The sequence below is a fragment of the Firmicutes bacterium HGW-Firmicutes-1 genome, from assembly GCA_002841625.1.
Classification (GTDB): Bacteria; Bacillota; Clostridia; order Lachnospirales; family Vallitaleaceae; genus HGW-1.
In genome coordinates, this window is sequence record PHAG01000007.1 from 146,145 (window position 1) to 170,375 (window position 24,231).

25 protein-coding genes are annotated in these 24,231 nt (G+C 36.2%); 23 read left to right on the plus strand and 2 right to left on the minus strand.

What is annotated here, in order from left to right; all coding sequences use genetic code 11:
• Positions 1-16: 16 nt before the first annotated feature.
• The 23 genes from CVU84_09460 to CVU84_09570 all read left to right on the plus strand — a co-directional run bounded on the left by CVU84_09460 (position 17) and on the right by CVU84_09570 (position 22,710).
• A complete protein-coding gene (locus CVU84_09460) occupies positions 17-868 on the plus strand; it encodes an energy-coupling factor ABC transporter ATP-binding protein (GenBank protein ID PKM94731.1) in 852 nt (283 codons plus the stop codon).
• The gene (locus CVU84_09465; protein PKM94732.1) at positions 855-1,634 is read left to right on the plus strand and encodes a sirohydrochlorin cobaltochelatase; all 780 of its coding nucleotides are present in this window, start codon (positions 855-857) and stop codon (positions 1,632-1,634) included. The genes CVU84_09460 and CVU84_09465 overlap by 14 nt, the downstream gene beginning before the upstream one ends.
• 271 nt (positions 1,635-1,905) lie before the next feature.
• On the plus strand, positions 1,906-2,544 hold the full coding sequence (gene cbiC / locus CVU84_09470) for a precorrin-8X methylmutase (protein PKM94733.1): 639 nt from the start codon (positions 1,906-1,908) through the stop codon (positions 2,542-2,544).
• Positions 2,534-3,673 (plus strand): cobalamin biosynthesis protein CbiD, encoded by a 1,140-nt coding sequence (gene cbiD / locus CVU84_09475; protein ID PKM94734.1) that lies wholly within the window; start codon positions 2,534-2,536, stop codon positions 3,671-3,673. The genes cbiC and cbiD overlap by 11 nt, the downstream gene beginning before the upstream one ends.
• A complete protein-coding gene (gene cbiE / locus CVU84_09480) occupies positions 3,618-4,286 on the plus strand; it encodes a precorrin-6y C5,15-methyltransferase (decarboxylating) subunit CbiE (GenBank protein PKM94735.1) in 669 nt (222 codons plus the stop codon). Before cbiD ends, cbiE begins: the two co-directional genes overlap by 56 nt.
• On the plus strand, positions 4,273-4,878 hold the full coding sequence (cbiT, locus tag CVU84_09485; GenBank protein PKM94736.1) for a precorrin-6Y C5,15-methyltransferase (decarboxylating) subunit CbiT: 606 nt from the start codon (positions 4,273-4,275) through the stop codon (positions 4,876-4,878). Before cbiE ends, cbiT begins: the two co-directional genes overlap by 14 nt.
• Entirely contained in the window at positions 4,871-5,572 is a 702-nt protein-coding gene (gene cobI / locus CVU84_09490) for a precorrin-2 C(20)-methyltransferase (protein PKM94737.1), read from the plus strand. The genes cbiT and cobI overlap by 8 nt, the downstream gene beginning before the upstream one ends.
• Positions 5,569-6,327, plus strand: a complete 759-nt coding sequence (gene cobM, locus CVU84_09495) for a precorrin-4 C(11)-methyltransferase (protein ID PKM94738.1) — start codon at positions 5,569-5,571, stop codon at positions 6,325-6,327. Before cobI ends, cobM begins: the two co-directional genes overlap by 4 nt.
• Positions 6,324-7,070 carry a precorrin-3B C(17)-methyltransferase gene (cobJ, locus tag CVU84_09500; protein ID PKM94739.1) on the plus strand — a complete coding sequence of 249 codons (747 nt, stop codon included), beginning with the start codon at positions 6,324-6,326 and terminating at the stop codon, positions 7,068-7,070. Before cobM ends, cobJ begins: the two co-directional genes overlap by 4 nt.
• Positions 7,067-7,834: a precorrin-6A reductase gene (cobK, locus tag CVU84_09505; GenBank protein PKM94740.1), complete on the plus strand. Its 768-nt coding sequence runs from the start codon at positions 7,067-7,069 to the stop codon at positions 7,832-7,834. The genes cobJ and cobK overlap by 4 nt, the downstream gene beginning before the upstream one ends.
• Before the next feature lie 17 nt (positions 7,835-7,851).
• Positions 7,852-9,081, plus strand: a complete 1,230-nt coding sequence (locus CVU84_09510; GenBank protein PKM94741.1) for a glutamyl-tRNA reductase — start codon at positions 7,852-7,854, stop codon at positions 9,079-9,081.
• A 41-nt stretch (positions 9,082-9,122) separates the two neighbouring features.
• Positions 9,123-10,514: a hydroxymethylbilane synthase gene (locus CVU84_09515; GenBank protein PKM94742.1), complete on the plus strand. Its 1,392-nt coding sequence runs from the start codon at positions 9,123-9,125 to the stop codon at positions 10,512-10,514.
• Positions 10,504-12,003: a uroporphyrinogen-III C-methyltransferase gene (cobA, locus tag CVU84_09520; protein PKM94743.1), complete on the plus strand. Its 1,500-nt coding sequence runs from the start codon at positions 10,504-10,506 to the stop codon at positions 12,001-12,003. The genes CVU84_09515 and cobA overlap by 11 nt, the downstream gene beginning before the upstream one ends.
• A gap of 207 nt (positions 12,004-12,210) precedes the next feature.
• Positions 12,211-13,188 carry a porphobilinogen synthase gene (locus CVU84_09525; GenBank protein ID PKM94787.1) on the plus strand — a complete coding sequence of 326 codons (978 nt, stop codon included), beginning with the start codon at positions 12,211-12,213 and terminating at the stop codon, positions 13,186-13,188.
• A complete protein-coding gene (hemL, locus tag CVU84_09530) occupies positions 13,185-14,477 on the plus strand; it encodes a glutamate-1-semialdehyde-2,1-aminomutase (protein PKM94744.1) in 1,293 nt (430 codons plus the stop codon). The genes CVU84_09525 and hemL overlap by 4 nt, the downstream gene beginning before the upstream one ends.
• A 10-nt stretch (positions 14,478-14,487) precedes the next feature.
• Entirely contained in the window at positions 14,488-15,585 is a 1,098-nt protein-coding gene (locus tag CVU84_09535) for a cobalt-precorrin 5A hydrolase (protein PKM94745.1), read from the plus strand.
• Positions 15,566-16,930, plus strand: coding sequence for a cobyrinate a,c-diamide synthase (locus CVU84_09540; protein ID PKM94788.1), 1,365 nt, complete (start codon positions 15,566-15,568; stop codon positions 16,928-16,930). The genes CVU84_09535 and CVU84_09540 overlap by 20 nt, the downstream gene beginning before the upstream one ends.
• 18 nt (positions 16,931-16,948) lie before the next feature.
• On the plus strand, positions 16,949-17,479 hold the full coding sequence (locus CVU84_09545) for a cob(I)yrinic acid a,c-diamide adenosyltransferase (protein PKM94746.1): 531 nt from the start codon (positions 16,949-16,951) through the stop codon (positions 17,477-17,479).
• A gap of 21 nt (positions 17,480-17,500) precedes the next feature.
• Entirely contained in the window at positions 17,501-18,985 is a 1,485-nt protein-coding gene (locus tag CVU84_09550; protein ID PKM94747.1) for a cobyric acid synthase CobQ, read from the plus strand.
• Positions 18,986-18,987: 2 nt separating this feature from the next.
• Positions 18,988-19,950 carry a cobalamin biosynthesis protein CobD gene (gene cobD / locus CVU84_09555; GenBank protein PKM94748.1) on the plus strand — a complete coding sequence of 321 codons (963 nt, stop codon included), beginning with the start codon at positions 18,988-18,990 and terminating at the stop codon, positions 19,948-19,950.
• A 12-nt stretch (positions 19,951-19,962) separates the two neighbouring features.
• Positions 19,963-21,042, plus strand: a complete 1,080-nt coding sequence (locus CVU84_09560) for a threonine-phosphate decarboxylase (protein ID PKM94749.1) — start codon at positions 19,963-19,965, stop codon at positions 21,040-21,042.
• 27 nt (positions 21,043-21,069) lie between these two features.
• The gene (gene cobT / locus CVU84_09565; protein PKM94750.1) at positions 21,070-22,137 is read left to right on the plus strand and encodes a nicotinate-nucleotide--dimethylbenzimidazole phosphoribosyltransferase; all 1,068 of its coding nucleotides are present in this window, start codon (positions 21,070-21,072) and stop codon (positions 22,135-22,137) included.
• Between the two features lie 9 nt (positions 22,138-22,146).
• Entirely contained in the window at positions 22,147-22,710 is a 564-nt protein-coding gene (locus tag CVU84_09570; protein ID PKM94751.1) for a bifunctional adenosylcobinamide kinase/adenosylcobinamide-phosphate guanylyltransferase, read from the plus strand.
• A 1-nt stretch (position 22,711) separates the two neighbouring features.
• Here the strand turns inward: CVU84_09570 and CVU84_09575 are convergent, their stop codons facing one another.
• Positions 22,712-23,302: a hypothetical protein gene (locus CVU84_09575; GenBank protein PKM94752.1), complete on the minus strand. Its 591-nt coding sequence runs from the start codon at positions 23,300-23,302 to the stop codon at positions 22,712-22,714.
• Between the two features lie 11 nt (positions 23,303-23,313).
• Positions 23,314-24,060: an adenosylcobinamide-GDP ribazoletransferase gene (gene cobS, locus CVU84_09580; GenBank protein PKM94753.1), complete on the minus strand. Its 747-nt coding sequence runs from the start codon at positions 24,058-24,060 to the stop codon at positions 23,314-23,316.
• Positions 24,061-24,231 lie beyond the last annotated feature (171 nt).

Sequence of the window (24,231 nt, forward strand, 5' to 3'; positions counted from 1 at the left end):
ATCGGAGGATGTTCAAATGAAGGAAACAATTTTACAGGCGTGTGATCTGAGATATCATTATGAAGATGGAACCTGTGCGTTGGAAGACTTGAATATCCAAATTAAAAGGGGTAAAAAAACGGCGATCATTGGTGGAAATGGAGCAGGAAAGTCCACATTGTTTTTGAATTTTAATGGTGTATTAAGGCCAAAGGAAGGACATATCCTCTATAACGGTGAAATCGTTCAAAGCGACAAAAAGAGTATAAATAATTTGAGGAAAAAAGTAGGGCTAGTCTTTCAGGAACCAGATCATCAAATATTTTCTTCTAGTATTTATCAAGAAATTGCCTTTGGTCCTTTGAATTTTGGGTTATCAAAGGAAGAGGTTAGCAGTAGAGTCGAAAAGGTTATGGAAGAAATGCAAATTACGCACCTAAAAGAGAAGCCTACCCATTTTTTAAGCTATGGACAGAAGAAACAAGTAGCGATAGCTTCCATTTTGGTTATGGAACCAGAGGTGATTATTTTAGATGAACCAACGGCAGGCTTAGACCCAATGCATATTAAGAAGTTGTTGCTACTACTGGATGCATTGAGTGAAAAAGGGATTACACTTATCATTGCAACCCATGATGTGAACTTTGCATATAGTTGGGCGGATTGTATACATGTCATGCAAGAAGGTCAAATTATTCGATCGGGTTCGCCCCAAGAGATATTTATGGAGGAACAGGTGTTAGAAGCATCAAATATGGAAATGCCTTATATGGTTGAGTTTATGAAAAAGTATTTTCGGGGTAGCCAACTTTTTAAGGAAGACTTACCAAGAACAATTGATGAACTTGTACAAACAGTAAAAGGAGGGCTAATAAGTGGCAGAAATTAAAAAAGCAATATTAGTAGTAAGCTTTGGAAGTAGTGTAGAGTCAGCAAGAGTAAAAGCCATTCAAAAAATTGAAGAGTTGATGAAGAGAACCTTTGACAAATATCAAGTTGAAAGAGCCTTCACTTCAAATAGAATCATAAAAAAGCTAAAAGAGACTGAAGGTATCGTTATTGATACTCCAGAGGAAGCACTACAAAAACTAATCGAACAAGGTTTTCAAGAAATTATCATCCAGCCCTTGCATATTATTGCAGGCTACGAATTCGATAAAATTAAAAAAACTATTATGGACAATGAAAATCCAAATATTGATATAAAGCTAGGGAAGCCATTGCTATTTGAAGAAACAGACTATCTAAAGGTTGTTGAAGCCCTTAAAACCCAATTGCCGGAGGATAAAGAAGAACAGGTCGTTATATTAATAGGGCACGGTACAAATCATTCAGCAAATGAGTGCTATGAGAAATTACAAGAGTACTTAAGCGATAAAAGATTACAGGTTTTTGTAGGAACAATTGAAGAGGGAGTAGACCCGATGATTACCAAATTGAAAGCTAGTAAATACAAAGAGGTCGTCTTAATTCCGTTCTTATTAGTAGCTGGAGATCACGTACAGAACGATTTGCTAGGTGATGATCAGCATTCCTGGAAAAGCAACCTGATTCACAACGGATATGCCGTAAAAGCTTATCACAAAGGCTTAGGGGAAAACCCAGCTTTTCAAGACCTATATATTCAACGCGTTAAAGATTTAATGAATGAGTAATCAAGAAAAGAATAATCAAGAAATAAACAGACAAGAAATAAACAGACAAGAAATAAACAGACAAGAAATAAACAGACAAGAAATAAACAGACAAGAAATAAACAATAAGAAATAAACAACAAGAAATAAACAACAAGAAATAAACAACAAGAAATAAACAACAAGAAATAAACAACAAGAAATAAACAACAAGAAAGTACAACAACAAGAAAGTACAACAATACAACAAAGAAACGACGATAAGATAATGAACGAATAGGGAGGACAAAAAATGAGCTACCGATATATCGAAGACCCGATGGAAATAGAAAAGAGAAGTTTTGAAATAATCCAGGAGGAAATGAACAATACCCAGCTTCCACCTTTGAAGCTTGCTATTATGAAAAGGGTTATACACACTACTACGGATTTTATTTATGAAGATATTTTGCTATTTAAAGAAAATGTTGAAAATATTCTACTTAGTGCCGTTCAAAAGGGATGTACAATCATTACAGATACAGAAATGATTAAATCAGGGATCAGTAAAAAGCTAGCAGACCAGTTAGGTGTCAAAATAGTTTGCTTTGTGGGAAGCCAGGAAGCAATAGATGAAGCAAATAAACAAGGTATCACAAGATCTATGGCTGCAGTTGACATTGCAATTGCACTACCAGGAAAAAAGGTATTTGCGATTGGAAATGCGCCCACTGCCTTATACAGAATTATGGAATGGTGTTCAGAAGGCAATCAAGGTATAGAAGCGGTTATAGGTGTTCCAGTAGGTTTTGTAGGCGCAGCTGAATCCAAAGAAGAGCTATGGGAAAAAGAGCTTCCTTCAATCATTACAAAGGGAAGAAAAGGGGGAAGTACGATAGCAGTCGCAATCATTAACGCAGTGATGAGAGAAGCGGTGAAGCATGGTGGATGAAAGTAGATATCTCCTTAAGGGTGGGAAAAAACTACGAACAGGTTACACATCAGGTTCGTGCGCAGCGGCAGCCTCGAAAGCTGCTGCATGGATGCTCAAAAATCAACAAACCTTGGATTGTATAACAATTGATACACCAAAGGGATGGGTCTTAAAACTTAATGTATGTAAACCAAGCTTCAATAAAATAGAAGCCTCCTGTTGCATTATTAAAGATTCAGGAGATGATCCGGATATCACCAATGGCATGGAGGTTTGGGCAACGGTAAGCTTAAACGAGGATGTCAAAGTTAGCATCACGGGAGGTCCAGGGGTTGGTAAAGTGACACAAAAAGGTTTGCAAATTTCAGTAGGTCACTCAGCTATTAACCCAGTGCCCCTCCTGATGATCGAACAAGAAATAAGAAGCATTTATGAAGAACCTCAAGGAGTTACGGTGGTAATACATTTGCCAGAGGGTGAAGCTTTAGCAAAAAAGACTTTTAATCCTAAGCTAGGTATTATAGGTGGGTTATCTATATTAGGAACCTCAGGAATTGTAGAGCCGATGTCAGAGGATGCGTTAAAAGATACAATTACTCTAGAGCTCAAGGTACTAAAAGAGAAAGGGTTTACAACTGTTGTACTTGCACCAGGTAATATTGGTGAAAAGTTCTTAATGAACCACTTCAGTATGAGAAGTATCAATATGGTAAAAATGAGCAATTATCTAGGTCATGCCCTTGAGCAATGTGTTGCTTTAGGCTTCAAACGAATTATACTTGGAGGTCACCTTGGAAAACTCATCAAACCAGCTGGTGGAATTTATTATACACATAATCGAGTGAGCTCCACGAGAATGGAAATATTAACAGCGAATCTAGTACTACTTGGTATGAAGAATGAAGATCTAGTTGCTATTATGAACTGTAGAACAACAGATGAAGCGATAGAAATTATTACGAAGACGGGTATGGAAGAGATCTACAAGTTGTTGGCCAATAAGGCGGCTGACAATTGTAAAGCGTATTGCTTTGACCAATTAGAAATTGGAGTTGCTCTGTTTAGTATGAAGGAATTTTTAGCTGTGAGTGATGATTTCGAGCAGATATGGGGGAATATTCAAGATGAATACAATGAAAACAGTTAAAATAGTTGGCATAGGCCCAGGTCATAAGGATTATATCTTACCCATTGCATATAAAGCTGTTGAAGCAGCAGATTTCATGATTGGAGCTAAGAGACATTTGGAGATTTTTTCTGACTACAATAAGGAAACCTATTGTTATGATAATAATTTAGAAGAAGTAGTCAACAAGATTAATGAAACCAGGAGTACAAAAAATGTAATTGTATTGGTTTCAGGAGACCCAGGATTTTATAGCTTGCTTGATTTTATACAAGATAGAGTTGGAAAAGAGGTAGTTGAAGTTATTCCTGGAATTAGTTCTTTTCAATACTTTTTTAGCAAATTAAATAGAAGCTATAAAGAGTATAAATTACTGAGTCTTCATGGTCGAAACATAGATTTACGGCAAAGCCTTCAAGAGGATAAAGGAATGTTTTTGTTAACAGATAGCAAACATACACCTTCAGAAATAGCAAAAGCATTGATAACTTTAGGGTTTGGTAATTATAAAATGGCAGTAGGAGAAAACCTTTCTTATGAAAATGAACGAATTGAAGAAGGGCGTGTTCAAGATTTTGCAGATAGAGGTTTTCAAAACTTATGTGTGGTGGTGATAAATAATGAAATGGGATAAACAGACACATGGTATACCAGATGAGGAATTTGTTAGAGGTTCGATACCAATGACAAAATGCGAGAATAGAACGATTAGTTTATCTAAACTACAACTGAAGAAAAACTCAAAGGTTTTAGATATTGGCTGCGGAACAGGAAGCATTAGCATTGAATGTGGGATTTTATGCTCGGATGGATCTGTAACAGCCATAGATCAAAATGAAGAAGCAATTGCTTTGACACAGCAGAATATGGAAGCTTTCAATTTGAAAAATATTCATATTATTCATGGTAAAGCACCTGATGATCTTCCAGAGGAAGAATTTGATAGAATTTTTTTAGGTGGAGGCAGTAGAGAAATTGAACCAATCATACAGTATGTAAAAAAACATTTAAAAACGCAAGGAATATTTGTAGCAAATACAATTTTGCTAGAGAGTACCTTTAAAATATTACAAGAGCTAGAAGCGGAAGGCTTTGTAGAGATAAGCTGTACACAAATTCAAGTAACGAAGGCTTTACAAGACCCCGGATGGATGATGAAAGCACTAAATCCAATTTATATTATTACAGCGATCAACCCAATTAGAGAGGAAAAATCAAATGAGTAAATTTTATGGAATTGGCGTAGGCCCAGGAGATCCAGAATTATTAACGATAAAGGCTGCTAGAGTTTTAGGTTCAATTGATGTGCTTCTCATTCCGCAAACACAAAAGGATAAGAAAGGTGTTGCGTATACAATCATGGAGCAATTTCTTAGAAAAAATATAGAAGTGGTTTATATTGATTTTCCAATGGTAGCGGATGAGGAAACCTTTGTTGATGCTGGTAAGCAAGCAGCGAATATCATTATTTCTCAAACGAAGCTAGGAAAAAGTAGTGCGTTTGTAACTTTAGGAGATCCTTCCGTTTATAGTACTTATGGCTATATTGTAAAAGCCTTAGAAGGTAAAGTTGAAATTGAGACGATACCAGGAATTACTTCCTTTTGTGCAGCGGCAGCGCTAGCTAACAGGCCTTTGGTTGAAAAGGATGAGATATTAACCATTGTACCAATGAATGCATCGGATGAAAGAATTGATGCAGCACTCAAAGTTGGGGATGCGTTTGCTTTTATGAAAATCTATAAGCGAGAAGAAAGAGTGGCGAACCATTTAATGAAGCACTATATGGAAGAAGATGGAATATTGGTTCAAAGATGTGGGTTTAAAGAAGCTATCGTACATACCGATGTGATAGAGAGTTTACATGAAAATACGGATTATTTGACACTGGTATTAAGTCGTAAGGAGGAAGTCGTATGATAAGATTTGTAGGTGCAGGTCCTGGTGATCCAGAACTTATAACGGTGAAAGGTATGAAAGCACTACAAGAGGCAGACTGTGTTATCTATGCGGGCTCCTTAGTAAGTGATAAGCTACTTCAATATTGTAAAAATGATGTATTAATCTATAATAGCGCACAGATGGATTTGAACCAAGTAATTGAAGTGATGTTAGAAATGGAGGCCAAGGAAAAGACAACAGTTCGTCTACATACAGGTGATCCAAGCATATACGGCGCGATACGTGAGCAAATGGATGTGCTTAAAATAAATAATATCTCTTATGATGTCGTTCCTGGTGTAAGCTCCTTTTTAGGTGCAGCAGCACGTATCAAACATGAATTTACTTTGCCGGGGGTATCTCAGACTTTAATCATCACTAGGTTGCCAGGAAGAACTGGAACAAGTGAGGGTGGTACTTTAGAAGAACTGGCAAAACATAGAGCGTCTATGGCAATCTTTTTGTCCGTGCAAGCGATCGAAGATGTAGTTAAGGAGCTTAGTAAAAGCTATCCAGTAAAAACACCGATTGCAGTTATATACAAAGCCACTTGGGAAGATGAAAAAATTGTGCAAGGAACGCTATTAGATATCGCTGAAAAGGTAAAAGCGGCAGGAATTACTAGACACGCTCAAATTTTAATCGGAGATTTTATGGCAGATAAGTATGAACTTTCTAAACTATACGATCCAAGCTTTACACATATGTATAGAGAAGGAGGCAGCAAAGCGTGACGGTGAAACCTAAAATTTATGCAATTGGCATTGGGCCAGGTCAAATAAATGGAATGACGTTAAAAGCATTTGAGGCAATTACCTTGTGTGAAGCAATTGTTGGCTACAGTGCTTATATTGAACTCATTAAAGACTTACTAAAAGATAAAATTGTATTTGAAAATGGAATGGGTAAGGAGAAGGATCGTTGTGAAAAGGCAATCACACTTGCTTTAGAAGGTAAGAGTGTAGCTATGGTTTGCAGTGGAGATTCAGGATTGTATGGAATGGCTGGTTTGCTTTATGAGCTTTTAGAAAAAGAAGAGCTATTGGAAAAAGTTGATTTTGAAGTAATACCAGGGGTAACTTCCGCACTTTCTTGTGCTGCATTATTAGGTGCTCCAATTGTCGAAGACTTCTGTACGATTAGTCTAAGCGATTATATGACACCCTATGATACCATCCTTAAAAGAATCATTTATGCAACGAAGGCTGATTTTACGATTGCGTTATACAATCCAAGAAGTCTCAAACGTCCAGAGTATCTACAAGAAGTAATAGATAAAATCAAAGAAGATCGAGATGGAAATACACCTGTAGGCATCGTAAAAAATGCATATAGGAGTGGACAAGAAATTCTAAGAACCACATTAGATGATATCCCTACTGAGTGGGTTGATATGTTTTGTACAATCCTTATTGGGAATACAAAAACCAAATGGTTGGGTGATTATATGGTTACATCAAGAGGCTATGGTCTATGATCCTCTTATTAGGCGGTACAGGAGACAGTGTAAAATTGGCACAAAGGCTTTTTGAACTCACCAATCAATTCATCTTAAGTACCGCAACTGAATATGGTGAGAATCTTGCAAGACAGTCTTTTAAAGGATTGGTGATCAGTGGACAAATGGATTATGAAGCTTTAAAGCAATTTTGCCAAATTCATTCAATTGCACATATTGTTGATGCAACACACCCTTATGCCCAGATCATTTCCGAAAATGCGATGAAAGTATGTACTGATATTCAAATATCTTATTATCGTTATGAAAGACCGAGTAGTATAGAAGGCAGAATAGACAATGGTGATGTGATTTATTGCAAGGATTATGAAACTGCAGGCAAAATTGTAGATGCTGGAGAAGGAAATGTTTTGATTACAACGGGAAGTAGACAAATTGAGAAGTTTGTTCAGGAAGTCAAAGATAGTAAGCGTTTGTATGCAAGGATATTACCGAAATCAGAACATCTTATAAAACTAGAAAGGTTAAACTTTTTACCTGATCAAATAATTGCAATGAAAGGCCCTTTTAGTCTTGAAATGAATAAACTGATGTTGTCTCAGATAAAGGCCAAGTATTTAATCACCAAAGAAAGCGGAGTTCAAGGCAATACGGATGAGAAACTTCAAGCTGCAAAAGAATTGGACGTTCAAGTAATCATTATAAAACGACCAGATATAGAATACCCAATCGTTTGTTCTACGATTGATGAGATGGTAAATTTAGTAAAAAATAGACTATAATAGAGAGGTGACAAAGAATGCATGTTGTTTTAGTTGGGATTAGTCATAAACAAGCACCTATTGAAATAAGAGAAAGAATTGCATTTACCTTATCTAAGAGAATCGGTGCAATGAAGGAGCTCATAGATCAGGGAATTGAAGAAGTTGTAATCCTTTCTACCTGTAATAGAAGTGAAGTAATTGCCGCAACAAGTCAACCAGAAGAATGTATAAAAATTATAATTACTTATCTTAACAGCTATGCTGGAGCCGACCTTTCCCCTTATTTTATTATCAAAGAAGGGGAAGCTGCACTGACACATATATATGAAGTAGCGAGTGGTTTAGATTCAATCGTTATTGGAGAAGATCAAATTCTTGGTCAAGTTAAGGAAGCACTAGAAAGAGCGCAAGAAGTAGGGAGTGGGAAAAAGTATTTATCAAAAATATTAAGAGAAGCAATTACCTTCTCCAAATTTGTTCGTTCGACCTATGCCTTTTCAGAAAACCCGCTATCTATTGGTTCTCTTGGAGTTAAGTTTTTGAAAGAGCAGGCAGGCAGTTTAAAGGAAAAAAAGGTTTTGATCATTGGAACAGGTAAAATGGGATGTTTGGTATTAAGATATTTGCTAGAAGAACAGGTTGAGCAAATCTATATTGCGAACAGGACCCATTCGAAAATGAGTAGAATACTAGAAGATCATGAAAATGTTTCAGGCGTAGCCTATGAAGATCGCTATGGAGCATTACCAGAGATGGATATCATTATTACGGGCACCTCTTCTCCTCATATTGTTATCAAAGAAGAAAGTATGCCTAAGCTGAACAAACCTCTTATGATACTTGATCTAGCAGTGCCAAGAGATGTAGATCCAAAGGTTGCTAAGGCTGATTTGGTAAAACTGTTTACCGTGGATAATTTACAAAACATTGTAGATGAAAACTTACAATACAGATATACTATAGCTATAAAGATTCAGGAGCAAATTATTGGTGAAGTTGCAAAAATGTCAGAATGGTTGTTCCAAAGTCAAGTAGATCCAATGATTGAGTGTATTACAGCTTGGCAAAAACAAGTTATAAATGAGACACTTGAACAGCTTTCACAAAGCAGATATTTTGAAGTATTTGAGAAGGAATATATCGAGCGACTTATGGGAACATCCATTAAAAGGGTGATGAGAAAGACTATAAAACAGCTTAAGACCCTTGATCAGCCAGAGCAAATCGAAGAATACGGTAAAATAATTAACCATCTTTTTAACTGAATGGAGTAAGTCAGAAAGTGGTTGAGTGGAGGACACACAGTATGTTTCTACCTATATTAATGAATGTAAAAAAACATAAGTTTATTGTGATTGGTGGTGGAAAAATAGCGCTCAGAAAAACCTTGAAAATTCTAGAGTATGGCGGCTCAGTCATTTGCATTAGTCCTGAATTTGAAAAAGGTTTTTATGGTCTAGCACAGGTTGAGTGTATTGCCTCAACTTATGATAAAAAGCTATTAAGGGGTGGAGTGGTTATTGCTGCAACAAATAATCGAGAACTAAATGAAATGATTTATTATGATTGTCAACAGCTAGGTTTATTTTGTTCACTAATTGACAATGGAGAAGAATCTGATTTTATTTTCTCAGCTGCCCAACAAACGGAGGATGTCATTATTTCAGTTAGTACGAAAGGTAAGGATCCTAGTTTGGCAAAAAACACACTCACAAAGCTTATGGAAGCATATACATTGGATAGAAATGTTGGGAATCCCGACAGACCAGATAAGGAGAAAATAATGAAAATCAAAATTGGAACAAGAGGCAGTAAGTTGGCATTAACACAAACCCAGTGGGTAGTTGATCAACTCACACAAAAATTTCCTCATATTCAATTTGAGACTCAAATTATTGTGACAAAAGGTGATCGGATACAAAATGTTAGCATAGAAAAGATTGGTGACAAAGGTGCTTTTGTAAAGGAAATTGAAGATGCATTACTAGTTGGTACAATCGATATGGCTGTACATAGTATGAAGGATATGCCAGCAGAAGTCACTAGTGGACTGATATTTACAGAAAGTCCAATTCGAGAAGATGCAACAGACACACTCGTTACACCACATCCTATTTCCAGTTTTATGGAATTGCCTCAAAATGCAGTTGTAGCAACAGGTAGTAAAAGACGTTCCTATCAATTATTAGAAAAGAGACCTGATATAAAAGTGATTGGCATTAGAGGAAATGTTGATACTAGGATTAAGAAGATGCTAGAGCAAAACTTAGACGGTGTCATTCTCGCAACTGCAGGGCTAAACAGGTTAAAGCTAAATGAAGCTGAAAACTATCGTTGTGTGAATATTTCTGTAGAGGATATGGTTCCTGCACCTGCTCAAGGCATACTTGGTATTCAAATTAGAGAAGGGAGACCTGATTTACTTGATATGATAAATCAAATCAAAGACCTGAATACGAATGTACAATTGGTTGCAGAAAGAAGTTTTTTGAAGGCACTTGGAGGTAACTGTCATCTACCAATAGGCGCGTACTGCAAGCTAGAAGAAGAAAAGTTGTCATTGGTAGGTTTATTTGGAACTGAAGATGGAGCATTTATATCTAGACATATAATGGTTGGAGAACAACATGAGGCAGAAAACATTGGTGTAATGTTAGCAAGAAAAATAAAAGAGGAGGTAGAGTCCTATGGTAGGTAAAGTTTATTTAGTAGGAGCAGGTCCTGGAGATGAAAAATTAATGACATTAAAAGGAATGGAAAAAATAACGCAAGCAGATGTGATTGTATATGATGAATTGGCCAACAATCGTCTTCTAAGTTATGCCAAGGAAGCCTGTGAAACTATATATGTTGGAAAAAAAGCCGGTAACCATTCACTCCCTCAAGAAAAGATTAATGAATTGCTTGTGGAGCTTGCAAAACAAGGAAAAATGATTGTCAGATTAAAAGGTGGAGATCCATATGTATTTGGTAGAGGTGCGGAGGAAGGCCAAGTTCTAAAGGAAGAGGGTGTACAATTTGAAGTGATACCTGGAATTACCTCTGCAATAGGAGGGTTAACTTACGCTGGCATTCCTATCACGCATAGAGGTTGTGCATCATCCTTTCATGTGATCACAGGTCATTTGAAGTCTTCAGACTTAGAGCTGGATTTTGAAAGCCTTGCAAAAATAAATGGTACCCTTGTTTTTTTGATGGGAGTAGAAAATTTAGAAAATATATGTGCAAAATTAATGCAGTATGGAAAAAGTCCAAGTACACCAGCTGCAATTATATATAGAGCGTCTACACCTTATCAAAGGGTAGTGGTAGAACAATTAGATAATCTAGTTGTAGCTGCAAAGACAGCACAAATGGAAGCACCTAGTTTAATTGTGATTGGTGAGGTTGTTAACTTTCGAAGTCAACTATCCTTTTTTGAGAACAAACCCTTATTTGGAAAAAGGATTGTAGTTACGAGAGCAAGAGCACAAGCATCTTCTCTTGCAACGAAGATTGAAGATCTAGGAGGTTTGGCCATTACATGCCCTATTATAAAAACGGAGTCAGTTGAAGCTGAGCGTTTATCCATTATGATTAATAGGTTGCCTGTTTATACCCATATTCTTTTTACGAGTGTAGTTGGTGTAGAACTGTTTTTTAAAGCCTTATTCTTCAGTAAAAAAGATTCAAGAGCCCTTGGCAATATTAAGATTACAGCCATTGGGATGGAAACTTCCAGGAGCCTGCTGCAGTACGGTATTATTGCAGATTATATGCCAGAAAGCTATGTAGGAGAGGCTATTGTAGATCTTCTTAAAGACAAGTTGACACCATATGACCATATATTACTACCAAGATCAGAAAATGCAAGAGATTATTTAGTGACAGAATTATCTAAGCTTTGTAAAGTAGATGAGTTTATCACCTACAGAACAATTGCAGAGGCAGATCGAATTATAGATTTAGATGAAATTGTAAGACAAGGAAAAATGGATTACGTAACCTTTGCCAGTTCTTCCACAGTAGATAATTTTATTGAATTACTTGGAGAAAACTATAAAGAAATACTCCAAGGAGTAAAGTTGGTTTCCATAGGGCCAATCACGTCTGGTCAAATAGCCTCTTATGGTTTAACTGTGGACTTTGAAGCAAAGCAGTATACTATGGATGGAATTATCGAGGCGATCATTGAAGATAAAGAATGAAGATAGGACAATGAAGATAAGAAATGAAGAAAAGAAATGAAGATAGGCAAAGAAGGTAGGAAATGAAAACAGACAATGAAGAGACAGACAATGAAGAGACAGACAATGAAGAGACAGACAATGGAGTGACAGACATTGAATGCAGGTAATGAAGAGAAACAAGGAAGACAAAAAGTATTATCCTATAATAGGAGTAAGGAGTGTAATATGAATAATCAAAAGCCAACAAGATTAAGAGGTAATACAATGGTAAGAAGCTTAGTTAGAGAAACTAGGTTATCAATGGATCAAATTATTTATCCCTTGTTTATCGTAGAGGGTGAAGGCGTAAGGGAAGAGATTTCTTCTATGAAAGATCAATATCATCTATCTATTGATGTTTTAGCTGAGGAAGTAAAACATCTACATAGCTTAGGCATAAGAAACCTTTTGATTTTTGGTACACCAGACAATAAAGATAGTAAAGCTTCATCAGGTTACGATAACGACGGGGTTATTCAAAGAGCTGTGAGAACAATAAAGGATCATTTTACAGATATTTATATTATCACCGATATTTGTTTGTGTCCCTTCAAAGACGATGGGCATTGTTGTGTATATCATTCTGATGGAAGAATAGATAGAGAACAATCTCTTGAACTCTTAGGTAAAATCGCACTTAGTCATGTTTGTTCAGGTGCTGATATGGTGGCTCCTTCAGATATGATGGACGGTAGAATTGGATATATTAGACAGCTATTAGATGAAAACGGATACGAGCATGTTCCTATTATGGCCTATAGTGCAAAATTTGCATCTTCCTTTTATGGACCTTTTAGAGAAGCATTACATTCAGCACCTACTTTTGGAGATCGCAAAATGTATCAAATGGATCCTTCTAATGGAAGAGAAGCGATTAAAGAAATGACCCTAGATTATGAAGAAGGGGCAGACATTCTAATGGTAAAACCAGCCATGCCATACTTAGATGTAATCAAAGCTGCCAAAGATACATTTTTAGTACCAATTGCAGCCTACCAAGTAAGTGGTGAATATGCAATGTTAAGAACTACAATAGATGCAGGACTGATCGAGGAAAGAGCAATTTATGAAAGCTTATTAAGTATTAGAAGAGGCGGAGCAGATATGATTATCACCTATTTTGCAAAAGAATTAAAACGTCTCCTATCAGAGGTAAAACTATGATGCATACAAAATCAGAAGCCAATTTTGAAACGGCAAAACGTTTATTACCGGGTGGTGTGAATAGTCCAGTTAGAGCCTTTCAGTCTGTAAATACCACACCACTTTTTGTGGAAAGTGGAAAGGGATCAAAGCTTACGGATGTAGATGGGAATGTGTATATAGACTATATCTGTTCTTGGGGACCGTTAATTCTTGGTCATGCTTCAGAGGTAGTTTATAGTGGGGTAAATGAATACCTACTAAAAGGGACGACATATGGTGTTCCTACTGCTATAGAAGTAGAAATGGCAGCTTTAATCAATGAGGCTTATCCATCTATGGAAATGCTACGACTTGTAAGCTCAGGTACAGAAGCAACAATGAGTGCGATTAGAGCTGCAAGAGGTTATACAGGAAGAGAAAAGATTTTAAAGTTTGAAGGTTGTTACCATGGACATAGTGATAGCTTATTGGTTAAGTCAGGGTCTGGTACACTTACCTATGGTGTTCCAACCAGTGCAGGAGTTACAAAAGGAACAGCACAAGATACCTTAGTTGGAAAATTCAATGACTTAGATATGCTGAAGGAAATCTTAAATGCAAATCAAGGCAGTATTGCTGCAGTCATTGTGGAACCTATTCCAGGAAACATGGGCCTTGTACTCCCTAATATAGAATTTCTAAGATCACTTAGAAGCTTAACGCAAGAACATGGAATTGTACTGATTTTTGATGAAGTAATAACGGGTTTCAGAGTGGATTATCTAGGTGCGCAAGGTTTATATGATATACAACCTGACATGACCTGTCTTGGGAAAATAATAGGTGGTGGCCTTCCGGTTGGAGCCTATGGTGGTAAAAAAGCGATTATGGAGTGCATAGCACCCCTTGGACCAGTATATCAAGCAGGAACACTATCGGGTAATCCAATTGCAATGAAAATGGGTATGAACCTGATCACATATTTAAAAGAACACCAAGAGATCTATGAAGAATTGGATCAAAAAGGCAAGTTTTTAGAGGATGGATTTCAGAAAAACATACAAAAGACCGGTATTCGTGCTAGGGTAAATCGAGTGAAAGGAATGCTCTGCTTATTCTTTACAGAAGGTGAAGTGGATAGCTATGATGCTGTAATGCGATCAGATACGCAGCAATATGCAGCTTATTTTAATGGAATGTTGGAAAGAGGTATCTTGTTACCACCTGCTCAATTTGAATGTTTGTTTTTATCTCACGCCCATACTTATGATGACCTTGAAGCTACCATCAATATGCAACTAGAAGTCTTTAAACAAATGTGTATGTAAAGGGGAGCCAATGAAATTAGCAATTATTACGCTTACAACTGGGGGCGTTTATCAGGCTAAAAAGCTTAAAAGACACTATATGGACGCAACCTTGTATACTTTAAAAAAGCACTTGCAAGAAGGCTTTCTTGAAATAGAACCCTCTCTGAGTGATTTGGTTGCTGAGTTGTTTGAAACTTATGAAGGAATCGTATTCATTATGTCTACAGGTATTGTGGTTCGTACAATTGCACCTTTTATTCAGCATAAAACCATTGATCCAGCAATTATGGTAATGGATGAGAAAGGTGAATATATCATTAGTTTACTTTCAGGTCATATTGGAAAGGCAAATGATTTCACCATTGATATTGCTAGCCATATGAGTGCATTACCAATTATTACAACTGCATCTGATGTAAATGGAAAAATGGCCGTTGACACCATGGCAGATTATCTTGGTTGCCACATTGATAGCATGGAAGCTGCAAAGAAAATTACAATTGGTATCATTGAAAATAAGAAGATTGGCATCCTATGTGATTTTCCTATCAATATAAATTTAGATGATCAATTTACTGTTTTAGAAGGAAATGTAGATGATGATAGCATTGAAAATGAAAATATTGAAGGCCTTATTATTGTTTCTAAGGAAAATCCAAGGTTGTTCAAGGTGCCCAATGTATGGTTAATTCCAAAGGATATCGTAGTTGGGATAGGCTGTAGAAGAGGTAAAACAAAAGAAGAGTTGTTAAAGGCCTTAAAAAATGCTTTTGAAATAGCCCAACTCTCCGTAGAACGCATAGAAAAATTAGTAACTGTAGATATAAAAAAAGATGAACTTGGTTTGCTAGAATTGGCAAGAACGCTAAAGGTTCCGTTAGTATGTTTACCTAGAGATGTAATTCGTAAGGTAGAAGATAGATTTGAAGGATCAGAGTTTGTGAATGAAACGCTTGGTATCAAATCCGTTTGTGAACCTTGTGGCTATATTGGTTCTGCCTACGGTAATTGCCTTTTACCGAAACAACAGCTAGAAGGGATCACGATATCAATATGGGAAAAAGCCCAATCACTGGAGGTTCAATCATATGAAAGTTCCAAAATTAATGATAGCTGGAATCAGTAGTGGAGTGGGTAAAACAACTTTAACTATGGGCATATTAGCGGCACTGTCTAAAGAAATGGTGGTGCAATCATATAAAGTTGGGCCAGATTATATTGACCCAACATATCATACTTTTATCACAGGAAGAAAATGTAGAAACCTTGACAATTATTTGTTAACTGATGGAGCTATACAAGAAATTTTCTATAAGAATATCAAAGATGCACAAATTTCTATCATCGAAGGGGTAATGGGCTTATATGATGGCGCACATACAAGCGATGATATTGGTAGTTCAGCAAGTGTTGCAAAGGTATTAAAATGCCCTGTCGTATTGGTAGTGGATGGAAGAGGAATCGCAAAGAGTATCGCTGCAATTGTGAAAGGCTTTATTGAGTTTGATGCAGAAGCTAATTTGTGCGGTGTAATCATAAATAAAGTAAATTCATTGAATCATTATAAGTTATTAAAAGAAGCAATTGAGCATTATACGTCTGCAAAATGTTATGGGTACTTACTTAAAAATGATACGGGTACTTTGAAATCAAGACATCTTGGGTTAATACCTAGTGCTGAGGTTGAAGATTTAAAAGTGAAGATTGATGCGATTGGTCAAGCAGTTGAAGAAACCATTGACTTAGAAGGGCTAATTGAATTAGCTCATAAAGAGGCAGAAGAAATTCACATTGATTTTAAACCACAACAACCGCAATTTGAAGGTCTACATATTGGTGTTGCATATGATGAAGCCTTTAACTTTTATTACGAAGACAATTTTGACTTATTTAAAGAATTAGGTGCTAAGCTTAGCTTTTTTAGTCCAATAAAGGATTCAAAGCTTCCGGAAAATGTTCATTTTCTATATTTTGGAGGTGGATTTCCAGAAGTATTTGCGGGGGAATTATCGCATAATCATTCGATGATGCAGGATATTTTAGGGAAATTGAATGCAGGAATTCCTTATTTGGCAGAATGTGGTGGTCTCATGTATTTAACGAAAGAATTGATCAATTTTGAGGGAGAGACTTTCAATATGGTGGGCTGGTTAAATGGTAAATGCGAGATGACAAAGACCCTGCAACGATTTGGCTATAAAACCTTGCGATTAAGTACGAACTGTATTTTAGGAGAAAAGGATCAGGAAATTAAAATTCATGAATTTCATCGTTCTACAACAGAGGTTGTAAATAGCTTAACGGCATATGAATTAAAGAAAATTAAGGACGGTAAGCTCATAGATACTTATGAATGTGGCTTTATGAAAGGAAACGGTGTTGCAGGTTACCCACATTTTCACTTCTATGGAAATCCAGGCATGGCCATAAATATTCTGAAAGTCGCACAAGAATATGCAAATAAAAATTGATTAAGGGGGAAACCGAAGGTGGACAAGGGTTACATTCAAATTTATACAGGAAACGGAAAAGGAAAGACAACAGCCGCCTTAGGATTAGGACTCCGAGCAGTAGGCAGTGGTTGTAAAGTCATCATGGTACAGTTCTTAAAAGGATCACCGACGAGTGAATTGATTTCCACTAAGCTATTAGGCAATCAATTTGAAATAATAAGATTGGTAGCACATGAAAAATTTTTTTGGCAACTTACTGAAATAGAAAAAACGAGTTTGAAGCAACAACTTGACATAGAAATAAGAAGGGTTTTTGAAATCTTAGATAAAAACTTATGCGATGTACTTATACTGGATGAAATATTTGGGGCCCTTACCAATGAGATGGTAACGATGGAACAATTAAATCAAATACTAGACTTGAAACCTGAAGGATTGGAAATCGTGTTAACAGGCAGAAATGCTCCAGAGGAAATAATAGATAGAGCAGATTTGGTAACTGAAATGAAACCTATAAAGCACTATTATGAAAAGGGTATCAAAAGCAGGAAAGGAATCGAGTATTAAAAACTTGAAAAGGGTGAAAAAATGGCTAAAAATTTAATGATCTTAGGAACTGCTTCTACTGTTGGGAAAAGTATTTTAACTGCTGCCTTTTGTAGAATATTTAAGCAAGAGGGTTATCAAACAGCACCCTTTAAATCACAAAATATGGCGTTGAATTCTTATGTTACAAAAGATGGTAAAGAAATGGGGAGAGCTCAAGTTGTTCAAGCAGAAGCGGCAGGTCTAGAACCAATGGTTGAAATGAATCCAATTCTTTTAAAACCAACCTCCGATGTAGGAAGTCAAGTTATTCTCAATGGAAAAGTATTCAAGAACATGACTGCTTCCGAATATTTTGCTATGAAAAGCAGCTTAAAGCCAGAGATTATGAAGGCCTATCATACCCTAGAAGAACAATTTGATATGATTATTTTAGAAGGAGCTGGAAGTCCTGCTGAAATCAATTTAAGGGCAGACGATATTGTAAATATGGGGATGGCTGAAATGGTAGATGCACCAGTAATCCTTGTAGGGGATATCGATAAAGGCGGAATTTTTGCCTCTCTTTATGGAACAATCATGCTTCTAGAGCCAGAAGAGCAAGCACGTATAAAAGGATATATTATCAATAAATTCAGAGGGGATGTAGAAATTTTAAAGCCTGGAATTGATATGTTTTATGAAAAAATACAAATACCTTGCTTAGGTGTGATTCCCTATATGAAAATGAATATCGATGACGAAGATAGCGTTACAACACGTTTTGATAGAAGGCAAGAAGGTGCCATTGTAATTGGAATTATTAGGCTTCCATATATGTCTAATTTTACAGACTTCACTGTTTTTGATTTGGAGGAGGACGTTACGGTTAGATATATTCAAGACAATACAAATGAAGAGGTAGATATGATTGTGATTCCGGGTAGCAAGAACACCTTAAAGGATATGGAGTTCTTACACCATTCAGGATTAGCCGAATACATCTATAGAGCGCATAGAAGCAATATACCTATTATTGGTATTTGTGGAGGTTACCAGATGCTAGGTAGAACAATATCCGACCCCTTTAATGTTGAGACAACCCAACTTACGGTAAATGGATTAGGTCTAATAGAGGCAGAAACCTCTATGTCTCAAGATAAAAAAACTGTTCGAATCAATGGTAAATTTGAAGAAAAGCTATCTTTTGCAGAGGATGCATTGGATATGAAAATTGATGGTTATGAAATTCATATGGGTGTTACTATTTTGTTAGAGGGTACAAAGCCAGCAATACGTCTTGAAGATGGCAGAGAGGATGGAGCCATAAACCTTGAAGGAAATGTCTTCGGAACTTATTTACATGGCATTTTTGACAATGATAATTTCAGAAATGCATTGTTAAATAACATTAGAAAAATAAAAGGATTAGATACTACTGCAGAGATTGATTATAAAAGCTTAAAGGAAGCAGAATACGATAAATTAGCTGATGTTGTAAGGAGTCATGTTGATTTAGAGCAGATTAAGAAAATCATAGGGGTGTAAAGATGAAAAACATCATCATTTTAATGCTAGCTGTTTTATTAGATCTTATTTTTGGAGATCCATATCATATTCCACATCCTATAACCTACATAGGCAAAATGATACGTTTGATTGAGAAAGGCATCAGAAAAACAAAGATGCCCCTAAGACTTGGAGGATTTTTATTAATGCTATCCTCTGTTAGTACAGTATGGGTTGTGATTACGGGATTATTATATATGGCAAACCTCCTTCATCCAGTTGCAAAAGACCTCGTAACGATATACTTGCTATATACCTCACTTGCAGCGAAATGTTTAAGAGTTGAAATTATGAAAGTTTATAAAGCTCTAAAAAACAATCAATTACTAGAGGCTAGAAAATATATTTCCTATTTAGTAGGTAGAGATACAAGTAGCTTGAATTCGGATGAAGTAACAAGAGCTGCAGTGGAAACTGTTGCAGAAAACACAGTGGATGGTGTGTTGGCACCTCTTCTTTACATAGTAATTGGCATGTTTTTCCAATTGCCAGTACAATTTGTTTTTGCTTATAAGACGGTTAATACCTTAGACTCTATGGTGGGGTATATACAGGAACCTTACAAAGAAATTGGATTTTTCTCAGCAAAAACAGATGATGTACTAAACTATATACCAGCAAGAATTGGGAGTCTTGTGATGGTTCTAGGTGGATCAATTCGAGGCTATCATTTGAAAAATGGGTTGAAGATCTTGATAAGAGATCGTAGAAATCATAAAAGTCCAAATTGTGCTTACCCGGAAGCGGCTGTAGCTGGATTACTAGGAGTTCAAATTGGAGGAACAAATCAGTATTTTAATGAAACTGTTGAGAAACCAACAATCGGTGATGAGCTTATTCCACTGGGCTTTATACATATTTTAGATACCGTAAAAATTATGTACGCAGCTGAAGCAATCATGATTTGTGCAAGCATACTTACATTAAGCATTTTATTAAAATAAGGGGGATTAAACATGAATGTTCATGGTGGTTATTTTGGTAATAACAGGAAAGAAATATTGGATTTTAGTGTTAATCTAAACCCTTTAGGTGTTCCAGAATCGGTAAAAAATAATATTATCAATAACTTAGGAGCATTAGACACCTATCCAGAAATAGAGGCTAGGACTGCAAGGGAACACCTTGCACGTGAATATGGACTAAAATCTAGTAATATCATCATGGGAAATGGTGCAGTAGAATTGATTTATCTTTTGGCAAAGACAGTAAAACCCAAGAAAGTACTGTTGGTGCAACCTACTTTTAATGAATATGAAAGAGCTTTTAAGCAGAGCAATACGGAATGTATTCATTATTTCCTAAAGGCAAATGATGATTTTGAATTAAACTTAGAAGACTTATTTTATACCATTTTGATTCACAAGCCTGAAGTGATGGTGATGTGTAATCCGAACAACCCAACAGCTTCCTACATAGAGAATGATTCAATAGAAAAGATACTTGAAGCGCTCAAATCCTATGGCGGAATTCTAATGATTGATGAATCTTTTTCAGCATTTGAAAATCTTCCAACGGCAATTTCCTTGTTACATCATGAAAATTTATTTTTATTAAGATCTATGACAAAGTACTACTCAATTGCAGGCATTAGGCTTGGATATGGTATTGGAGCTGAAAGCATTACCGGACAGATGCAATTACAAAAGGAGCCCTGGACCTTGAACTCAATTGCTTGCAATATTGTGGAGGTTCTACTTCAGGATAAAGAATATCAGTTAAAAACACAGAAGTGGTATCAGGAAGAGAAAAATTACTTTGTTGAAAATATCAAAAAAATCCCCTTTTTATATACGTTTGATAGTAAAGCAAATTTTTTCCTCTGTCGGTGTGAGATAGATAGTGAGGAAATTAAAAATAGATTGTTAGCAAAGGGGATATTTATTAGAACCTGCAATGATTTTACTAGCTTAGAAGGCAAGTATATTAGAATAGCACTTAGAAGCAGAGTAGAAAACAAGCTGTTTTTTGAAGCGCTTTTAGAAATTCAAGAGGACTTAAAAGAGAAAAAAGAGTTGAGATCATTAAATTATTAAACATTTAAATGTTGAAGGAGACAAAACATGGACTTATTAAAAAGAACCTCCACAGGGATTGTAGGGTTAAAAGAAGACATAATGGACCAAGCAAAGATAAGAATGGATGCACTTGCTAAGCCTCTAGGAAGTTTAGGGAGACTTGAGCAAATCGCCATACAAATTTCAGGGATAACAGGAGAGTTACATAACAAAATAAATAAGAAATGTACGATTATTATGGCTGCAGATCATGGCATCTGTGATGAAGGGGTAAGTTGTGCTCCACAAGAAGTCACTGCCATCCAAACGATAAATATGTTAAAAGGGCTAACGGGAATATGTGCAATCAGTAAAGCAAATAATGCAGAAATACGTGTTATAGATATTGGTATTATGAAAGATATAGCGTATCCTGGCCTAATCAATAAAAAAATACGTTATGCAACGGATAACTTTTTACTTGGGCCAGCAATGAAACGTGAAGAAGCCGTAAAAGCTTTAGAAATTGGTATAGAAATGGTTAGAGATTTAGTGGAGGATGGCTTTAATTTGTTAGGAACTGGTGAAATGGGCATAGGAAATACGAGTTGTAGTAGCGCTGTTTTTATGGCTCTTACAGGCTGTAGCGCAGAGGTATCTGTAGGCAAAGGTGGCGGGATTACAGAGGAAGCCTTTGAAAACAAAAAAAGAGTAATAGAAAAATCAATACAGTTTCATCAACCAGATCAAAATGATCCTATTGATGTTTTAACGAAGGTTGGAGGATTAGATCTTGCTGGTATGGTAGGTTGTTTCCTTGGGGCCGCTTATTATAGAGTTCCTATTGTAATTGATGGATTTATTTCAGCAGCAGCAGCGCTTACTGCGTATAGAATCAATCCATTGGTAAAGAATTTTATGATTCCGTCTCATTGTTCTATGGAACCGGGGTACATCAATATTATGAAAGAAATTGAGCTGAAACCAATCCTTTATTTAGAAATGCGTCTTGGTGAAGGCACAGGTTGTCCAATAGCCTTCAATATTGTTGAAACAGCATTATCGGTAATGAGTAACATGGCAACCTTTGCAGAAGCAACGATTATTGATGATTACTTAGTCGATATCAGATAAGGAGATTACATGGCACATATCGTTTTGGTAACAGGTGGTTCAAGAAGTGGGAAAAGTAGATTTGCAGAAAAGTATATGCAGGAAGCAGCGGCTAAAACCCTATATATTGCAACTGCAATTGCCTTTGATGAAGAAATGAAGGATCGGATACTGAAACACCAGAGTGTAAGACCAGAAAACTGGGATACCTATGAAGGTTATCAACACTTAGATCAAGTAGTTCAGAATAGAGGTAAGGATTATGCTTGCTTGTTGTTAGATTGCGTTACGCTTTGGGTAACCAATCTCATGTTTGAAAACTTCAAGACAGACGATTATGATACCTTATCACAAGAAGAGGTTAATGAAGTAGAGCAAATCATCATTAGTGAAGTGGATAAGTTTATGAAGGAGTTGCGAAAAACTGAGCTTGAGGTGGTAATGGTTACGAATGAATTAGGGTCCTCTCTAGTTCCAGAAAACAAGCTAGGAAGAATTTTTCGAGATATCCAAGGTAGAATAAATCAACAGCTAGGGAATGCGAGCGATAGAGTGTATCTTGTAGTTTGTGGACAAGCGATTAAAATCAAATAAACTAGGTTTGCAAGATTTCTGACATGATCCACTGACCTTTCTGATTGGTTACTTCAACGATACAACCTGGATGAATGGGGTGATTCCAAACTTCTCCGGGTGCTAAGTGAAGTAAATGGGTGAGAATTTCTCTGATCACTCCACCGTGGGTTACGATTACAAATGTTTCATCTTTGCCTGGTAGGGATTTTTCAAGAAAAGATAAAACGCGGTTCTGAAATTCAAAATACCCTTCACCAGAGGGGATACTATAGGTCTCGTATTGGGACATGAAAAGGTTGTACTCTTGATTGTATTTGAGAAGTACAACTTCTTTTGTTTGACCTTCAAAAATACCATAATTCATCTCTTTCAACTGGGGGTCTTCTATAATAGATAGTCCATTGATATGTTGAGTGATTTGCTCAGCTATGTATTTTGCTCTTATTAGAGGACTCGTATAGAGTCTGTGAAAAACCTGGTGCTGCAAATAAGCAGTCATTTTTTTAACTTGTTCAAGGCCTTTGTTTGTAAGGGGATAGTCTGTCCAGCCATAGATTTCTTGGTTTTTATTGCCTTCACTTTCCCCATGTCTAATTAATATAAGCTTCATATGTCACCTCGTTATTGGAGTAGAGTAGCAAGTAATAGAAAGATACATTGAGATACTTCAACGGTCATCCCCATAATATCTCCAGTGATTCCTGATAATTTTTTGCGAATGACTTGTGTCATAATAAGCACCAATACATAGGTTATACAAATTGGTATAATGCTTTTTATATCCAAAAGGGCTCCTACAGCGATGGTTAGAACGATTGCATATATAATATGCTTAGGACCAGCTGCATCGACAATAAGTTTTCCCATACCTTTTTCTTTGGCATAATTAGAACTACCTGCGGCAAGCAAAACAGAACCTCTACCAACCAAAGGAAAGAGTAAAATGATGGTCCAATCTACATGTTGAAACGTAATCAATAGGAAAGCAAAATAAAGAATCAAACCAATGACACCGAAGGAACCAATTCTACTATCTTGCATAATCTCAAAAATTCTAGCTTTATCTCTTCCGCTAAACAATCCATCAAAAGAATCTGCCAATCCATCTAAATGCAAACCGCCACTTAGAAATACATAGCCTATTATCAATACCAAGGCCAATATATCCATCTCCGGGGTCATATATAAAACACCCCAACGAATAGCTGATAATATGCCCCCAATAATAAGTCCGATGATGGGATAAAATGAAATACTTCCTGCAAAGTCCTGATCATTCATTTCATAATGGTTTGGTATGTATAGTCTTGTTAAAAATGTGAGTGCTAAAATAAATGGTTTCAAGGTAGATTCCTTTCTGGAGTTTATTTATGATGATGTAATTGAAAAGCGTTAAAAAGATAAGGAGAGTTTTGATTAAACTAACCAATTTTTATATACTCTTAGTTTACCATTTGAGCAGAGTACTTTCAACTCTTTTGCATGTTTCCTGTAGAAAATTGAAAGACTAGTGTTAAGGTCATTAGACCTACTTAATTG

What these genes read in the sequence shown, in the direction of transcription:
- cobA (PKM94743.1), top strand. Translation starts at nt 10,504, where the DNA reads ATGGTAGGTAAAGTTTATTTAGTAGGAGCAGGTCCTGGAGATGAAAAA.
- cbiC (PKM94733.1), top strand. Translation starts at nt 1,906, where the DNA reads ATGAGCTACCGATATATCGAAGACCCGATGGAAATAGAAAAGAGAAGT.
- cbiT (PKM94736.1), top strand. Translation starts at nt 4,273, where the DNA reads ATGAAATGGGATAAACAGACACATGGTATACCAGATGAGGAATTTGTT.
- CVU84_09550 (PKM94747.1), top strand. Translation starts at nt 17,501, where the DNA reads ATGGCTAAAAATTTAATGATCTTAGGAACTGCTTCTACTGTTGGGAAA.
- cobD (PKM94748.1), top strand. Translation starts at nt 18,988, where the DNA reads ATGAAAAACATCATCATTTTAATGCTAGCTGTTTTATTAGATCTTATT.
- CVU84_09540 (PKM94788.1), top strand. Translation starts at nt 15,566, where the DNA reads ATGATAGCTGGAATCAGTAGTGGAGTGGGTAAAACAACTTTAACTATG.
- CVU84_09510 (PKM94741.1), top strand. Translation starts at nt 7,852, where the DNA reads ATGCATGTTGTTTTAGTTGGGATTAGTCATAAACAAGCACCTATTGAA.
- CVU84_09535 (PKM94745.1), top strand. Translation starts at nt 14,488, where the DNA reads ATGAAATTAGCAATTATTACGCTTACAACTGGGGGCGTTTATCAGGCT.
- CVU84_09575 (PKM94752.1), bottom strand. Translation starts at nt 23,302, where the DNA reads ATGAAGCTTATATTAATTAGACATGGGGAAAGTGAAGGCAATAAAAAC.
- cobI (PKM94737.1), top strand. Translation starts at nt 4,871, where the DNA reads ATGAGTAAATTTTATGGAATTGGCGTAGGCCCAGGAGATCCAGAATTA.
- cobK (PKM94740.1), top strand. Translation starts at nt 7,067, where the DNA reads ATGATCCTCTTATTAGGCGGTACAGGAGACAGTGTAAAATTGGCACAA.
- CVU84_09560 (PKM94749.1), top strand. Translation starts at nt 19,963, where the DNA reads ATGAATGTTCATGGTGGTTATTTTGGTAATAACAGGAAAGAAATATTG.
- cobM (PKM94738.1), top strand. Translation starts at nt 5,569, where the DNA reads ATGATAAGATTTGTAGGTGCAGGTCCTGGTGATCCAGAACTTATAACG.
- CVU84_09570 (PKM94751.1), top strand. Translation starts at nt 22,147, where the DNA reads ATGGCACATATCGTTTTGGTAACAGGTGGTTCAAGAAGTGGGAAAAGT.
- hemL (PKM94744.1), top strand. Translation starts at nt 13,185, where the DNA reads ATGATGCATACAAAATCAGAAGCCAATTTTGAAACGGCAAAACGTTTA.
- cbiE (PKM94735.1), top strand. Translation starts at nt 3,618, where the DNA reads ATGATTTCGAGCAGATATGGGGGAATATTCAAGATGAATACAATGAAA.
- cbiD (PKM94734.1), top strand. Translation starts at nt 2,534, where the DNA reads ATGGTGGATGAAAGTAGATATCTCCTTAAGGGTGGGAAAAAACTACGA.
- CVU84_09515 (PKM94742.1), top strand. Translation starts at nt 9,123, where the DNA reads ATGTTTCTACCTATATTAATGAATGTAAAAAAACATAAGTTTATTGTG.
- cobT (PKM94750.1), top strand. Translation starts at nt 21,070, where the DNA reads ATGGACTTATTAAAAAGAACCTCCACAGGGATTGTAGGGTTAAAAGAA.
- CVU84_09525 (PKM94787.1), top strand. Translation starts at nt 12,211, where the DNA reads ATGAATAATCAAAAGCCAACAAGATTAAGAGGTAATACAATGGTAAGA.
- CVU84_09460 (PKM94731.1), top strand. Translation starts at nt 17, where the DNA reads ATGAAGGAAACAATTTTACAGGCGTGTGATCTGAGATATCATTATGAA.